The following is a 15,512-nucleotide window of genomic DNA, read 5'->3' as shown; positions in this document are numbered from 1 at the left end:
TCGCCATGGACTATCGTCTATGGACTATTGACTAACCAATGAAAAACTTTCCTCAGATCATTCTTGCATCGAAATCGCCGCGCAGGCAGGAACTATTAAAGTTGATGGATGTTGACTTTAAAGTGGTTTTAAAGGATGTTGACGAATCCTATCCAGAAGGGTTAACACCGGCCGAGATTGCAGTTTACATCGCATTAAAAAAAGCGGAAGCATTTGACGAGGACATTACTGATGAAATTGTACTTACCGCAGATACAATTGTAGCCATTGACGGGTTGATCTTAGGAAAACCAGAATCGCGTGAACATGCTATTGAAATGTTGCAGCGCCTGTCGGGTAAGGTGCACGAGGTTTATACGGGGGTATGCCTGTTTTACAAAGGCCAATACAATAAATTTTACGACCGTTCGGAGGTATTCTTTCGCAAACTTACTGATGAAGAGATCACCAGTTATGTAGACGAATATCAACCTTTTGATAAGGCAGGCTCATACGGCATACAGCAACGTGTCGGCCTGATTGGAATAGAGCGTATCAACGGCTCCTATACCAATGTGGTGGGCCTGCCGACTGAAAAAGTCTATCAGCAGTTAAAAAAGGTGGTTAATCTTAAATAAAATAGCGAAGAACAGAACGACGCCTTCTTAAAATGATCCATTCCTAATGGAGAAATAACTTGGACAAGCTTAAACATACAAATTGTCCATTACCTTCTCATAGAATAGGTTAAATGCCATTACAATTTCTTACTATTATTTTTCCTGTTTACATCCGGTAAAGCATTATCCGGATCGATAGTAACACTTTCAACCTCTTTTGTAAGTGGAATGGTATAGTTTGTTACTTTATTTTGCAGCCAGGTCTCAACCGGGAAGTAGGTGCGTTGCTTGCTTCCATCATTCAATTTCAATTCAACAGTAAACGGCATAGCCATCATTTCTTTATTGGCAATGGTTAGCTTTATACCTTTTTTGCCATCAATGTATTTTGCATCAATAAGCGCAATATCCAATTTATAATTGTTGTAGAACCAAGCGTTCCAGAACCAGTTAAGGTCCTCGCCAGCGCCGTTTTCCATTGCGCGGAAAAAGTCTTCCGGCTGAGGGTGTTTATAAGCCCATTTTTGAATATAGTTTTTAAATGCATAGTCAAACCTATCCTTGCCTAAAATCTGCTCACGCAGCAGCACCAGGCCAAATGCCGGTTTAAAGTAAGTTAATGGATGGCGATACTTTTCGGGAATGGCATCAGGCTGTGTCATGATGCTGGGCGAGTTCGGATCGATGATGTGTTCAATAATCTCATCTGCAGGGTTGCCGCCGCCTGGCGCGTATTCGCCATCACGTTTGGGGGCATACTCGCCATTATTAAACTCATCCGATGCATAGATATCTATAAAAGTGTTAAACCCTTCATCCATCCAGGCAAAACGACGCTCATCGCTGCCTACTATCATCGGGAACCAGTTATGGCCAATTTCATGGGCTGTAACCCAATACAGCTCTTTTCCTTTATCATTTATGCCATCGAATACAATACCCGGGTATTCCATACCGCCCGCTATACCTGCCTCATTGATGGCGGTTGGCCAAGGATATACAAACCATTTTTCGGAAAAGTATTCCATCGACTTCTTCAAATATTCAGTAGCGCGTCCCCAGGCATCGTTACCCTGGCTTTCCACTGGATATACAGACATGGCCATTGATTTTTTACCTCCCGGCAAGTTTACCCTTGCAGCATCCCAAATGTATGCCTTTGAAGCGCCAAAAGCCACATCCCGAGTGTTCAGCATTTTGTAATGCCAGGTTAAGGTGCCCTTATTTACCGGTCGGGATTTTGGGTCGTTTATTTCAGCTGCACTGCGTATCATTACAGTTTTATCGCTGTTACGCGCAGCTGCAAGGCGGGTTATTTGCGCGGCAGTAAGCACTTCTTTCGGGTTTAGCAGATCGCCGGGACCGGCCACTATCATGTCCCAGGGAGCAGTTACACTATAATCAATATCGCCATACTCGCAGTAAAATTCTCCGCTGCCAAGAAATGGTGCCGTTGCCCAGCCGCGACTGTCATCGTAAACGCACATTCTGGGGAAGAACTGCGCTATTTCATATATCTTACCGTTCCTGGTATCCACATAATCTGTACGCCCGCCAAAATTTCCGGGAATGGTGTAATGATATTTAATGATTAAGTTGATAACCCCTTTTCCAAGTGCCTGCGCCAATCGTACCTGCATGCGGGTGTCTGTGATTTTGTAATTGGCTTTTATATGTTGATTGCCGGTAACAACCTCCACCGATTCAATTTCGTAACCACTGGTATGCTGAGCGGCCTGCATGCCGGTTACAAAGTTGGAGCGCGCGTCTTTTTTATAAGTATTCTGATCTAACTGCAACCAAAGGTATTGCAGTGCATCCGGGCTGTTGTTGGTGTAAGTGATGTTAGCTGTACCGCTAAGCGTTTTGCTAACTGTATCTAATATTACATTTAGTTTGTAATCTGCCCGGTTTTGCCAGTATTTAGGCCCGGGTTCGCCGTTAGCAGCATGAAACTCATTACCCTTATATTTATAAGGCAGCGCCGAAAATAGCACCGATGGCTCATAATTAGTTGTTATAGTATCGTTTTGATTTTTTTGAGCCTGTGCAAAGCATGCAGAGAGGATTAATATAGCGCCGCTGAAAAGCTTTTTCATGTAATTAGGATATTAAAGGCAATATACAAATGATAATGATGATTAAATATGTCTTAAGCCATTAGTCCGGCCATAACACCTTCTTTCAATGACCATGTTGACATCCGTACATCTGGCAGGCCAAGCTTTTGCATGATATAAATGGTAAGTAAGCTTGCGGTCACTATCATATCAACCCTTACCGGGATAATGGCTCTTTTCGCTTTACGTTGCGCATGTGATGATTTGGCCAGCCATTCTATAACGTTCAGCAAGTTATCCGTATCAAAATCATAAACCTGCGTTTGCTGCACATCAAACGCACGACTGTTATCGGTCTCAATCATTTCGGCGAAACTTTCAAATGAGCCTGATGACCCCACCAGTAAGGTAGGTTTATATTGTAAAGCCGCCCGAAACAGATCGGTTAACTTCCCATTTAAAAAGCCGGTCATTTCTTTGATAGAGGGTAGTGCGATCGGGTCTTTGCGATGGAACTTATCCATCAGTCGGGCAGCGCCTATTTCAAAGCTTTGTTTCCAAAATATATTGCTTTCATTACCAATAATAAACTCTACGCTGCCACCGCCAATATCCATAATAAGGCATGTTTCTTTGCTAAGCGCACCGCTGGCTTTTATACCATCGTAAATATATTCCGCTTCCTGGTCGCCATTAATAAGATCGATACTGATGCCGGCCTTTTGCTGTACTTCATTTATAAAATCCTGCCTATTGGCGGCATTACGCACTGCCGAGGTAGCAACAGCTTTAATTGCGGTTACTTCATATTCATCTATAAGTGCTTTAAACCGTTGCATGGCAGCAATGCCGCGTTCAAGTGCCGCGGGCTGGATAATGCCTCTGCTAATGCCGCCTTCTCCCAATTTAACAGCCTCTGTTCGCCTCAATATTGGTGTAAAGCCTTCGGCGTATTGTTTTGCTATCAGTAAATGAAATGTGTTGGTACCCAAGTCCATTACTGCAGCTCGCTTTTGGTTTTCCATAGGCCGCTAAAATAAAAAATCCCTGGCAGAGTTACCTGCGCAAGGATTGCAATCATGATGAGGTTAAGAAATTACTCTTTATAAAAGAACCATTTGGCCAGTTCTTTAAAGCTGGCTTTTTTTCCGTACATCAATACGCCAACACGATAAATGCGGGCAGCTACATAGGTAGTGAACAGAAAACCTGCCACCATTAGCGCCATTGATAAAGCGAGCTGCCAGCCGGGAACACCGCCAAACGGAATGCGCACCATCATGGCTACCGGGGCTGTAAAAGGTATCATGGAGAGCCATACGGCCAGCGGACTATCAGGCGCGCGGAATAAAACCGATACGGATAGCAGGTAAGTAAAAAGCAGGGGCAAGGTTATCGGGAACATAAACTGCTGTGTTTCCGTCTCGCTATCAACCGCCGAACCTACTGCTGCAAATAAAGCACTGTAAAGCAGGTATCCGGTAATAAAGTAAAACAGGAAACAAGCCAGTATTTGCCCTACAGGTATAGTTTGTAAGGTTGTTAATACACCGCTCATGAAACTACCCGGCCCGGCCGAGGTTTGGCCCGCAATCTTAGTTGCTATTACCGATAGTATGATCCAGGCAGAAAATTGTGTCAGGCCAACAAGCCCTACACCGATGATCTTGCCAAGCATCAGTTGAAACGGCTTAACAGATGAAATTATTACCTCTATGATGCGGCTGGTTTTTTCCTCTATAACACCACGCATAACCTGTGCACCATAAATAAACAGCGCCATATAAATAAATATGGCGCAAGCTATACCTATACCCATAGACGCACCTATATTGGCATCTTTGGTACCGGTTTCGGTTACTTCCATGGCGTTTACAGATACCCTGTTCCTTTTTGCCTGGTTCAATACCGCTGTATCAATGTGGTTGGCCAGCATGGTATTGGCAGAGGCAATATCATTCATCTGGCTTTCCACCTCATTGGTCAGGGTGAATGATGGTTTCTTTTTCGATAAAAGCTGTACAGGTTTTTGTGTATAATCCTTTGATATCACCAATATTGAAAGATCTTCATTGTCTTTCAATTCGCCCTTCAGTTTATCAAGGCTTTCTGTAGCGGCTTTAAAGCTGATGTTATTAGCCGGTTTAAGTTTATCGGTAAATTGCCTGCTTTCATCAATAACCTTTACTGTTTGTGGTTTGCTTAGCTGCTCGCTGTCCTTAGCTACATATGCAATCAGGCTCGTCATGCCTAATATCAGTAATGGTACAACAAATATCATTATAATAAACGCTTTTTTGCGCACCCGGGTAATATACTCACGTTGTATGATTAGTAATATTTTTTTCATATTAAGCTATATGCTTTACTTTCTCAATAAATATCTCATTCATGGTCGGGATGACTTCCTGCAACATGTTAATTCGCGTTTTGGGCAATAAATAATGCAGGATATCATTTGCAGATGCCCCGTTCAGCTTAATCTTAATCACATGGATGTCGTCCTCATTATTGGTTTCGCTGATGATCCGAAAAGGCTGACTGCCATCGAAAAACAGCTTTTCACCGTTGTATTCAACCAGGTAAGTTTCTGCTTTATATGAGTTACGGATGTGTTTTACCCGGCCATCCAAAATTTTATGCGATTTATGTATTAAAGCTATCGAGTCGCAAAGTTCTTCAACCGATTCCATACGGTGGGTAGAGAAAAGTATGGTAGCACCTTTGCGGTTTAACTCCAGTATCTCATTTTTTATCAGGTCGGCATTTACAGGATCAAATCCACTAAAAGGTTCATCAAGAATGATCAGGTCCGGCTCATGCAATACAGTGGCTACAAACTGCGCCTTTTGTTGCATACCTTTTGATAATTCCTCAATCTTTTTCTTCCACCAGGTTTCCATTCCCAATTTTTCGAACCAAAATCTCAATCGTTTAGATGCCTCTGCCCGTGTAAGGCCTTTTAGCCTTGCCAGATAGATCATCTGTTCACCAATTTCCATTTTCTTATAAAGGCCGCGTTCTTCGGGCAAGTAACCAATTCGTTCAATATGCGATTGATTAAGGCGTTCACCTTTAAAATATACTTCACCAGAGTCTGGCGCTGTAATTTGGTTGATGATACGGATCAGGGAGGTTTTACCGGCGCCATTTGGTCCTAAAAGTCCGAATATTTTACCGCTTTCAACTTCCAGGCTTACATCGTCCAATGCACGGTGACCTGCATATTGTTTAACAATGCTGTGTATACTTAGCATGATGAGTGAGTGTGTATTTTTTTATGTTAGATGATTTAACCTAAACATTGTTACAGTAAATGCGTTATACCGTTGACATTATAGTGACATATTGTATAATTATGAAAGCTTTTAAAAATGTTGTGAGTTGTAAATATTTTTCATTTGCTGACATAAATTTTACAAAATATCTACATATTTGTCGCGGTAAGTATTATTTAACTACTTATTAATAAGGAGTTATGATATTGAACTATTTTTTTAATCAATCTATTACTTTATGAAAAAACTATTTTTATTATTTGCGACAGCTTTTCTTTACTTTGGTAACACGGCAAAAGCACAAACAGGCCAAACTTCAGCTGGCTTAACTGTTGATTTTGGTGATGGTGCAACACTGGTTGGTCCCGCTATCAGGCACAATTTTACAGCGAACGGCGTAGGGCAGGCAGAATTAACCTTTGGTGGCGATCAAACTTATGTTGGCGCATTCTACCAATATCAGGACAGGATACGTAATGCTGGTGGCCTTAACTGGTATTTAGGTGTAGGCCCACAATTAGGTTTTGGTAGCGGCAGCACTGACTTCTATATCAGGCCAATGGCTGGTTTAGATTATAAATTAGATAACACACCAATTGATCTGTCTTTCGACTGGCGCCCCGCATTTTATGTAGGTGACAACTCTAACTTCACAGCAGCCAGGTTTGGCTTAGGTTTCCGATTTGTGTTTTAATTAAATAACAACATACTGTTAAAACGGCCGCTGCATCAATTACAGCGGCCGTTTTTTGTTTTCATTATAAACTAAAAAGCCCGGAATCAGAAAATAATTCCAGGCTTTCAATAGCTTTCGCCTTTAGCTTACTTTAAAAGCTTATTCAAAATATTCCTTCATCCGCTCAAAAAAGCTTTTTTCGTTTTTGCCGGGGTTGGGTTTAAAGTTTGGTGAGCTCTGCAGTTTTTCCAGCAACTCGCGCTCTTCGCGGCTTAAAGCCTTTGGTGTCCATATGTTAATGTGGATCAACTGGTCGCCACGGTGGTATGAGTTCACTTCAGGTACGCCTTTACCTTTCAAACGTAATATTTTACCACCCTGTGTGCCTGGGTCTATCTTAATTTTGGCTTTACCATCAATGGTAGGCACTTCAATACTGGTACCTAATGCTGCGTCAATAAAGCTTACATGCAGATCGTAAATAACATTATTACCATCGCGTTTAAGTGTTTCGTGAGGTACTTCCTCTATCAGGATGATCAAATCTCCGGGGACGCCGCCGCGAGGGGCCGCGTTACCTTTGCCGCTCATGCTCAACTGCATGCCCTCGCTTACACCGGCAGGTACATTTATAGTAATGGTTTCTTCCCCGCGCACTACACCTTCGCCATGGCAAACATTACATTTGGAAGTAACTACAGATCCTTCACCGTTACAGGTAGGGCAGGTGCTGGTTGTTTGCATTTGGCCCAAAATGGTATTGGTTACCCTGCGTACCGAGCCCGCGCCACCGCAGGTTTTACAGGTTTGGAAAGATGACTTATCTTTTGCCCCGCTACCATCGCAGGTTTTACAAAGTATCTGTTTGTTAACTTTTATTTTCTTTTCGGCGCCGTTGGCTATTTCTTCAAGCGTCAAGCGCACTTTTATGCGCAGGTTGCTGCCACGTACCACACGCCTGCCGCCACCCTGACGGCCGCCACCGCCAAAAAAGCCTTCAAACGGGCTGCCCCCGCCAAAAATATCGCCAAACTGACTGAATATATCGTCCATATTCATGCTGCCGCCATAGCCGCCACCAGTGGCAGATTGCGCGTTAGCCGCATGGCCAAATTGGTTGTAACGCTGGCGTTTTTCGGGGTTGCTCAGCACTTCATAAGCTTCGGCTGCTTCCTTAAATTTTTCTTCAGCCTCTTTATCGCCCTGGTTTTTGTCCGGGTGATATTTAATAGCCATTTTACGATATGCCTTTTTTATCTCATCAGCATCCGCACCCCTGCTTACACCAAGCACATCGTAATAATCTCTTTTAGCCATTTTTATCTGTTAATTATTGAGGGATTGAATTAGTGGATAACACCAAGGATCCCGCTTAATGTATTAATTCATTTTATACCAATCAGCAAAGGGCATTCACTCATTCAATAAGTCACAATCCTTTACTGATTATAGTTACGCACCTACGATAACTTTTGCAAAGCGTATAACTTTGTCATTCAGCTCATATCCTTTCTCCATTTCGTCAATCACCAAGCCTTTTTGCTCGTCGGCCGGAACCGGGACACTGGTAATTGCTTCATGCAGATCGGCATCAAAAGGTTTCCCTATAGATTGCATTTCTTTAAGGCCCTTTTGTGTAAGTGTGTTTTTTAGCTTATTCTGAATAAGCTCAACACCTTCTTTAACTGATGATACCTCTGTGGCTTTATCCATAGCGCGTAGGGCACGCTCAAAATCGTCAAGCACTGGTAACAAGGCTACAATTATATCTTTGCCCTCTGTTTTACGTGCTTCTTCACGCTCTTTGATAGTGCGCCTTCTGAAGTTGTCAAACTCGGCATACAGCCTTAAATATTTGTCGTTAGCCTGGGCTAATTCATCTTTAAGTTTATCCTCTGCAGAAGGTTCGTTATTGTCTGCCGGCTGTTGATTACCGTCAACCTGTCCATTTTCATTTGTCACTTCAGCAGCTTTTTCTGGCGTTTCTGAATTTTCTTTATTCTTTTTCTTTAGCATATCATTGAAATTCATAGCATATAGGGCTAATCAAGTATCCTGCCATTGCGGTAATACCGACAAGCTGGCAGTAGCATTAAATATTTCGGAAAAAAATGGCAGTTATAAACAGTTGGCAGTTATCAGATTTTGGTTATATTAATATGTATCAAAACTGCAAACTTCAATCTGCTAACTAATTAAGCAATCTGTACATCTTCAAGAACACGGCCATTTTCGCACTTGATAATACGCGATGGGAAAGTGCGGATGATGTGGTAATCATGCGTGGCTACCACAACGGCGGTACCGCTCTGGCTGATCTGTTTCAGCAAAAGTACAATCTCTTCAGATGTATCCGGGTCAAGGTTTCCGGTGGGCTCATCAGCTAAAATAATCTCAGGATTGTTAAGCAATGCACGCGCAATAACCACACGTTGTTGCTCGCCACCTGAAAGTTCATGCGGCATTTTCTTTAATTTAGAGCGTAACCCCACTTTCTCAAGTACATCCAGTATACGGTCGGTGATCAGTTTTTTGTCTGTCCAGCCGGTGGCGCGCATTACAAACAGCAGATTTTGCTCAACAGATCTATCGGTAAGTAATTGAAAATCCTGAAAAACTATACCCAGTTTGCGGCGCAGGTATGGAATATCCTTGTTGGCCAGCTTGCTAAGTTCGTATCCGCAGGCATGGCCTGTACCGGTAGCAATATTCAAATCACCATAAATAACTTTCAGCAAGCTGCTTTTTCCTGAACCGGTCTGGCCTATCAGCCACACAAAGTCGCCTTTGTCAATATGCAGATTAACGTTACTTAGCACAAGGTGCTTTTGCTGAAAAATATCTACGTTATTTAACTTTATAATAGAGTTTCCGATCATCTTAATTACAGCTCTAATTTTAATATTTTACCAAAGGGAAGGTTTTTAATAACCTCCATGATGTAATCATATTTATCAGCAAGACCTATTTTATCCAAAGATTTTTCGGGCCTGTCTACCCTAAAGTAAGCAAGCAGGGTAAACTTGTCATCCCTGAGCTGAACATAATCCGGTATCTTGGCAACGCCTTTTACTTTAATGATATACATTTCGTAAGCTTAAAGCTTTAGATTTCAAATTTATCTTTTTTTAAATTAAGCTCAGCTAAAAAGCTTAAAAAGCTTTGGTCTTTCAGCATTTTGCTAAGTGCGATAAGAATTGCATCGTATCAATTCTATCCGCGTAATCCCATAATTGTGGATGCTGGCTCTGCCCAAAGCCTACAACCTGGTTTTGTATGTCAATTTGTGCTGTGGTAACCACACATTGTAGCTTTTCAGCCTGCTGTCGTAAAATCTGTTGTGCTTCTTGCATATTGATATAAGTATCGTAATATAGTACCGCAAGGGGAGAGGCCAGTTTCTCATCCCTTTTAAGCATCAAAAAGCCGTTATCTAAATGCTCATCCCTGTTAACCAGGTATATAGACTTATTATAATCGTAGTTGTTATTATACTTATGATGATTAATGACTGGGGCAAAGCTTTCAATAGCTTGAAAGAACTTATCAAAGTTATAATTTGCCGGTACCAGCAGTTTTGAAACATTGCGGCAGCCCAAACCAAAATAATCAAAAATATCATGTCCCAAAGCCGCCAGTTCGGACTGGCTTTCGTTACCTGTTAGTAGTGCTATGCTGTTACGGTTTTTGCGTATAATGTTTGGCACTTTACCAAAATAATACTCAAAATAGCGGGATGTATTATTGCTGCCAGTGGCTATAATGGCTTCAAACCCTTCCAGCCGCTCTACAAAACTAAATTGAGAGGCGTAGCTGCTGTTGATTTCTACCAGTTTTCCCAATACATATTTAATAAGGCGTGCATCCTGCGATGATGATTTTATAAGCGCATGGTTACCTGTTATCAGTACACAAAGCACATCATGAAAACCAACAAGTGGTATATTACCAGCCAACACCAACCCAATCCTTTTATTTCCCTTATTTGATATAGGATAATTATTCAGCCACTTTTCTAAATCGGCAGGGTTGAGCATCTGTCCAATGGCATTAACAGCTTCAGATACACTTTCTGGAGTAAACCAGGCATTGTAATGGCGTTCTGTTTGGATGATGTTTATTAACTCCGCATCAGGAGAAACCAAATTCCTGCCCAGTTCAGAAAACGCGTTTACAGTATCGGTAATATTAATTTTTGACATATATATGTAAAGGATTTAAACCCTTAAGAGCTTTTTTTGTTATATTTGCAAGCTCAAAATTTGGGCAAAGGTAAACTAAGTACTTAAGAATTTTTAAATAATATGGCGATTATAATCACCGATGAATGCATTAACTGCGGGGCCTGTGAACCAGAGTGCCCTAATAATGCAATATATGATGCAGGTGCGGCATGGCGCTTTAGCGATGGTACATCATTAAAAGGTGTAATTGATTTTGGCGATGGTAATACTTTAAATGCCGAAGAAGCGCAGGCTGCCTTGTCTGATGATATTTATTATATAGTACCTGATAAATGTACCGAGTGTGTTGGTTTTCATGATGAGCCACAGTGCGCGGCAGTTTGCCCTGTTGACTGCTGTGTTGATGATGAGGATGTACGCGAAACAGAAGAAGAGCTGCATGCTAAAAAGGACTGGCTGCACGCTAACGGTTAACTTAAAAAAACTTTATAGCAAAGGGGAGTGCATTAGTGTACTCCCCTTTTTTATGACACAACATTATTGGCAATTGTGCGTATTAATGTTGAACCTTAAATTATGGAATACGGAATTTGTAACCTGGCAATAGTACCATTGCGTGCCGAACCGAACGACCGTGCAGAAATGGTTTCGCAGATACTTTTTGGCGAGGCTTTTGAAATTTTGGAATGGAAGGAAAAATGGGTACAGGTTCGTACCGCCACTGATAATTATACGGGGTGGATTGATAGGCTTCAGTTTATTATGCTGGGCCACCTGGCTTATAAAAATCTTGTGCAATCACCGCCGCCATTAACTTATCGTGCGGTTACCCAGGCATGGCGCATGACTGATAACACCGTTATTTATTTACCCGTTGGGAGTTCGCTTGCGTTTTTAAAGGGAACAACCAGCTACATTGGTAACCAAAAATTTGAGATAATTGGTGAGATTGGGGAAACCGGCAGCCTGCTGAACATTGCAATGTCTTATATAAACAGCCCGTATCTGTGGGGCGGGCGCACGCATTTTGGCATTGATTGCTCCGGTTTTACCCAAGCGGTTTTTAAATTGAAAGGTTTGCAGTTAAAACGGGATGCCTGGCAGCAGGCAGAAATGGGAACAACAGTTGATTCTGTATTGAAATGCAAGGCCGGGGATCTTGCCTTTTTTGATAATGCCGAAGGGCGCATTACTCACGTAGGTATTATACTGGGTAATGGGCAAATTATTCATGCATCCGGCAAAGTAAAAATTGATAAGTTGGATACCCAGGGAATTTTTTCGGAAGACTTAAACCGCTATACACATAAGCTAAAGCTTATTAAGCGTTATTTTTGAAGAAAATTTTTCGGTTCTTTATTTCTGTTGATCAGGCTGGTACCAAACGCGGCTGCGCCTACAATTAGCACCCATACCCAGGTATCAAGCGGGCACTCGGTAGCATAAGGGTCGTCACCACCGCATGGCAAATCATCTATTTGTGCAAAAACCGTAAATGGCAGTATTAAAAGTATCAACGCCAATATTGTTAATAGCGATGTTTTGTTAATTATTCTTTTCATATTCATTTTATCTGTCTGGTCTAATAATCGCTTGATATGGTAATGCTTATAGTTTCTTTATAAACTTGGTACGGCCTATAAATTCTCCGTTTATGTTGCTAAGCTCAAAAATGTACGCTCCTGGTTTCAGTTGGCCTACATATTGTGTCATGTTCCCGTTATTCATGGTTTTTTGCATGACCATTATGCCGCTATAATCGTAGATTGTTGCTGTGTAATTATTTTGCTTTTGAGATGCACTTAACTGCACCCGGATCGACTCGGTCGCTGGGTTGGGGTAAACGCTTAAAACCTTATCTGTTAAACCGGATTGCAAATTCAGGGTGAAGGGCGCAGATAGTGTAACATTATTATTAATATCGTTTTGTTTTAACCTATAGGTGTTTTCACCTTGTGAAGGGTATTTGTCAATAAAGCTATAAAGCGTGCTGCCATCGCTTTGCCGGTTATAAATAGCGGCGTATTCGCCCTGTAGCTTTTGCAGTTCAAAACCTGTATAATCACCTTCATTATATACTTTCCAGCTTACCTTTATCCCTTCTTTAACCTTTTGTGCCGAAAATGATATCAATTGATAGGGAGGGAGCGGCTTTTGCCTTATAATAAGCCTGAACCTGTTTTCGCCATAAGATGAGGTATCGCTTCTGGTGATCCTGAAGCTATAGGTATTGTGCGCCCGCATCTCTAACGAGTCATGATTAAAATTATCCTTGAGCCATATATCGTAAGCTTGATTAATATGTCTGATGTCCTCTATCTTTAGCCGGTAAATACCATTTGCAGCGGCATTTACATACAATTTTATATTTGCGCCTTTTGTATAGTCCGGCAGGTGATTAATGGCTGTACGTACACCATCTGCGCTGAAGCTGGACATATATACCTGTGATGTTGCGCCATCCAAATCGCGGGCATCTTCATCGTCGTAATTTGCAGAGGTATTTTCGTTAAAATATATGCCGCAATAGTCGTTAACCAGGCTATCACGCTCCAGCTTTATGTAAAAGCCGGTTATAGGCGCATTTTCCACTGGTATTCCCATTAATAAGGCAGGAGCAGTAAGTTGCTGTGTGGGCGCTTTTTGCGACTCGTGAAACATTAATGAGCCATTTGCCGCTCTTGCCTTTACAATAAATCCTTGTCCGCTTACTACATACCGGCTTGCATTAGGGTCTGATGAGCCGTTACGGTTATAAGCAATATATTTTTGCCCGGGGTTTACATTATACAATTCATAAACCGTGTTGGTTATACTTGCCGTATTATCGGAGATAACTTTATCCAGATCTAAGGTTGAAGCGTATGGATTACCTATCATGTTGTATCCAGCCAGCGTACCTAAAGAGCTTTGGTATGATAGTTTGTTAACAGTAGTACCTGTTGCACCGGCAGGTGTATACCACAAGTTTACAGGTATATCGCCTTGATTAAGTCGACCGGTTGCAGTGATAACAGTATTTTCAGGACCGGAGGTAAATGGCGGAACTGTTTTAGAAGCAGGGTTACTTATATTACCTACAAAGTAAAAAATATAGCCGTTACCTACAGGCACCTGTATGCTACCTGTGTCAAAAACATTTACTGTATTATTATTGATAGCAAGTATACCCTTATGCCGCCCCGAATTGAATGTTGTGTTGCTTAGCGCAACATCCTCGCGGTACAAATAAATAGTAGGATTGTTGGTTGTTACAGTAAAACCACTACCCGGCCCGCCTGTTAATGCGCTTTTGCCTATATAATCTAAACCAAAATAATTTGTGCCGTTATAGTTAACCGGTGATGAAAGCATGCGATAACCCCGGGCGGTGTAGACGCTGGAAACCTTTGTATTGCCGCCCGACAGGTAGCGTTGTACATCCAAGTTATTGGTAATGCTGCAGCCTGACGGTATAGACGCAACGGCTGCTGATGATGTTGCGTCAGATAGAAGTGTAAGTTTACCGTTAGCGTTGAATGTGGTATTTGCCAACAAAGTAATTATACCTGTTGATGCTATACTGAAATTACCTGCCGAAAGCGTTTTTGTATACCCGTTAGTAAAGGTTACATTTTTAAAAACAACGCCATTTAATCCGTCGGATCCGTTATCTGTAATGGTTTGATTATTGGTGCCCTGGAAAGAAACCGTTGGATTAAGCGTTACGGCGTCTATCTTTCCATCCGATGAATCCCAGTTGCCGGATACAGAAAGGGTACCACTTTGTATATTTTTAGTTCCGGTATTTGAAAATTTTAAATTTTGGTAACTTGATGGCTGCACACCAAACCGGCCTTGGCTGGATGTATAAACGGTTTGGGGCACCGATGCATTGTATATTACAGTGCTTTGATATACGGTAGCGTTTGGGTCCGGATTATAAAAATCCACTCCACCAGCACCATTGGCGTCAAATGTAAAGGGTGTGGCTCCATTAAGATATAGTGTTGCGGCAGATGTTTTAGCAGTAATAAAAAACTCGGCTAAATTTTGCAGGCTGCCGTTATTTACATAGCTACTATTGGTAGTAACAATAGAGTTACCTATGGTCATGGTACCTCCATCTAAATAAAATAATGCGTTGGCCACATTATAGGCTACAATTGGTATTACAATAATCAGATTGGCGCTGGCGCTCGTAGAATTTAGCCTTAAGTTATTTGTTACGTTTAAATTGGTAACAGATGAAGTTAACAGTGTAGTATAAGTTTGAGAGTAAAGGCCGAGAGCGGGAGTAGGTGGAGCTGTTACATCTCCCGACCAGAAGTTAGCACAGGATACTGTACCGCTGCCCTGCAAAATATTGCTTATGTTACCTCCTAAGTTGTTATGCTTTTGAGTAAAATCGCCACTTATGGTGAGTTTACCATTAACAGTTAGTGTTACAGCGTACCTGGTACCTAAAGTAACCGAAGCGCATTTAGCCTCGTAACCGTTATTAACCTGAGGTTGAAAAGTAAAAGCGGTTGTTGAATTACCTATAAATACATTATCTAATTGACCAGGAGGGATAGTTGGGGTGGTTGATCCTATACGCCAGTTGCCGGCTACGCTCCAGTCATTGCTAATATTGCCTCGCCAGTTATAGGTGGACTGGGCAAAACAACTTAATGAAAAAAGCGCAAATAATAAAAAAGCAAACAGTATCTTATTCAGCATAGCCACCAACAAAA

General features: G+C 41.7%; 15 protein-coding genes. 4 read left to right on the top strand and 11 right to left on the bottom strand.

Annotated features, from left to right (window positions below; translation table 11 throughout):
• Positions 1 to 38 precede the first annotated feature (38 nt).
• On the top strand, positions 39 to 617 hold the full coding sequence (locus tag ACFQZX_RS01235) for a Maf family protein (protein WP_377110925.1): 579 nt from the start codon (positions 39 to 41) through the stop codon (positions 615 to 617).
• 119 nt (positions 618 to 736) lie between these two features.
• Here the strand turns inward: ACFQZX_RS01235 and ACFQZX_RS01230 are convergent, their stop codons facing one another.
• The 4 genes from ACFQZX_RS01230 to ACFQZX_RS01215 form a co-directional block, all read right to left on the bottom strand.
• Positions 737 to 2,698 (bottom strand): M1 family metallopeptidase, encoded by a 1,962-nt coding sequence (locus tag ACFQZX_RS01230; RefSeq protein WP_377110924.1) that lies wholly within the window; start codon positions 2,696 to 2,698, stop codon positions 737 to 739.
• Between the two features lie 53 nt (positions 2,699 to 2,751).
• Complete coding sequence (locus tag ACFQZX_RS01225) at positions 2,752 to 3,684, bottom strand: Ppx/GppA phosphatase family protein (RefSeq protein ID WP_377110923.1); 933 nt, start codon at positions 3,682 to 3,684, stop codon at positions 2,752 to 2,754.
• Between the two features lie 71 nt (positions 3,685 to 3,755).
• On the bottom strand, positions 3,756 to 5,009 hold the full coding sequence (locus tag ACFQZX_RS01220; RefSeq protein ID WP_377110922.1) for an ABC transporter permease: 1,254 nt from the start codon (positions 5,007 to 5,009) through the stop codon (positions 3,756 to 3,758).
• A gap of 1 nt (position 5,010) precedes the next feature.
• Positions 5,011 to 5,916: an ABC transporter ATP-binding protein gene (locus tag ACFQZX_RS01215; protein WP_377110921.1), complete on the bottom strand. Its 906-nt coding sequence runs from the start codon at positions 5,914 to 5,916 to the stop codon at positions 5,011 to 5,013.
• Positions 5,917 to 6,175: 259 nt separating this feature from the next.
• On the opposite strand from ACFQZX_RS01215, the gene ACFQZX_RS01210 reads away from it, so the two are divergent.
• On the top strand, positions 6,176 to 6,631 hold the full coding sequence (locus ACFQZX_RS01210) for a hypothetical protein (RefSeq protein WP_377110920.1): 456 nt from the start codon (positions 6,176 to 6,178) through the stop codon (positions 6,629 to 6,631).
• Positions 6,632 to 6,772: 141 nt separating this feature from the next.
• On the opposite strand, the gene dnaJ is transcribed toward ACFQZX_RS01210, so the two are convergent.
• The 5 genes from dnaJ to ACFQZX_RS01185 form a co-directional block, all read right to left on the bottom strand.
• A complete protein-coding gene (gene dnaJ, locus ACFQZX_RS01205) occupies positions 6,773 to 7,930 on the bottom strand; it encodes a molecular chaperone DnaJ (protein WP_377110919.1) in 1,158 nt (385 codons plus the stop codon).
• 135 nt (positions 7,931 to 8,065) lie between these two features.
• Positions 8,066 to 8,644, bottom strand: a complete 579-nt coding sequence (locus ACFQZX_RS01200) for a nucleotide exchange factor GrpE (RefSeq protein ID WP_377110918.1) — start codon at positions 8,642 to 8,644, stop codon at positions 8,066 to 8,068.
• A gap of 164 nt (positions 8,645 to 8,808) precedes the next feature.
• Positions 8,809 to 9,492, bottom strand: coding sequence for a cell division ATP-binding protein FtsE (locus tag ACFQZX_RS01195; RefSeq protein ID WP_377110917.1), 684 nt, complete (start codon positions 9,490 to 9,492; stop codon positions 8,809 to 8,811).
• 5 nt (positions 9,493 to 9,497) lie between these two features.
• Entirely contained in the window at positions 9,498 to 9,701 is a 204-nt protein-coding gene (locus ACFQZX_RS01190; RefSeq protein WP_377110916.1) for a fructose-6-phosphate aldolase, read from the bottom strand.
• An 82-nt stretch (positions 9,702 to 9,783) separates the two neighbouring features.
• On the bottom strand, positions 9,784 to 10,815 hold the full coding sequence (locus tag ACFQZX_RS01185) for an acyl-CoA reductase (protein WP_377110915.1): 1,032 nt from the start codon (positions 10,813 to 10,815) through the stop codon (positions 9,784 to 9,786).
• A gap of 102 nt (positions 10,816 to 10,917) precedes the next feature.
• Here ACFQZX_RS01185 and ACFQZX_RS01180 point away from each other — a divergent pair, with 102 nt between their 5' ends.
• Together ACFQZX_RS01180 and ACFQZX_RS01175 are read left to right on the top strand one after the other, a co-directional pair.
• A complete protein-coding gene (locus ACFQZX_RS01180; RefSeq protein ID WP_146271673.1) occupies positions 10,918 to 11,271 on the top strand; it encodes a 4Fe-4S dicluster domain-containing protein in 354 nt (117 codons plus the stop codon).
• A 102-nt stretch (positions 11,272 to 11,373) separates the two neighbouring features.
• On the top strand, positions 11,374 to 12,135 hold the full coding sequence (locus ACFQZX_RS01175) for a C40 family peptidase (protein WP_377110914.1): 762 nt from the start codon (positions 11,374 to 11,376) through the stop codon (positions 12,133 to 12,135).
• On the opposite strand, the gene ACFQZX_RS01170 is transcribed toward ACFQZX_RS01175, so the two are convergent.
• Both ACFQZX_RS01170 and ACFQZX_RS01165 read right to left on the bottom strand, forming a co-directional pair.
• The gene (locus tag ACFQZX_RS01170; RefSeq protein WP_377110913.1) at positions 12,126 to 12,359 is read right to left on the bottom strand and encodes a hypothetical protein; all 234 of its coding nucleotides are present in this window, start codon (positions 12,357 to 12,359) and stop codon (positions 12,126 to 12,128) included. The two genes, ACFQZX_RS01175 and ACFQZX_RS01170, sit on opposite strands and share 10 nt — an antisense overlap.
• A 46-nt stretch (positions 12,360 to 12,405) precedes the next feature.
• Positions 12,406 to 15,498, bottom strand: a complete 3,093-nt coding sequence (locus ACFQZX_RS01165; protein WP_377110912.1) for a T9SS type A sorting domain-containing protein — start codon at positions 15,496 to 15,498, stop codon at positions 12,406 to 12,408.
• Positions 15,499 to 15,512 lie beyond the last annotated feature (14 nt).

It is taken from the genome of Mucilaginibacter litoreus (assembly GCF_042676805.1).
In the GTDB taxonomy this organism is placed as follows: domain Bacteria; phylum Bacteroidota; class Bacteroidia; order Sphingobacteriales; family Sphingobacteriaceae; genus Mucilaginibacter; species Mucilaginibacter litoreus.
The sequence above is the reverse complement of the archived record's forward strand: the minus strand, read 5'-3'. Positions and strand labels throughout refer to the sequence as shown.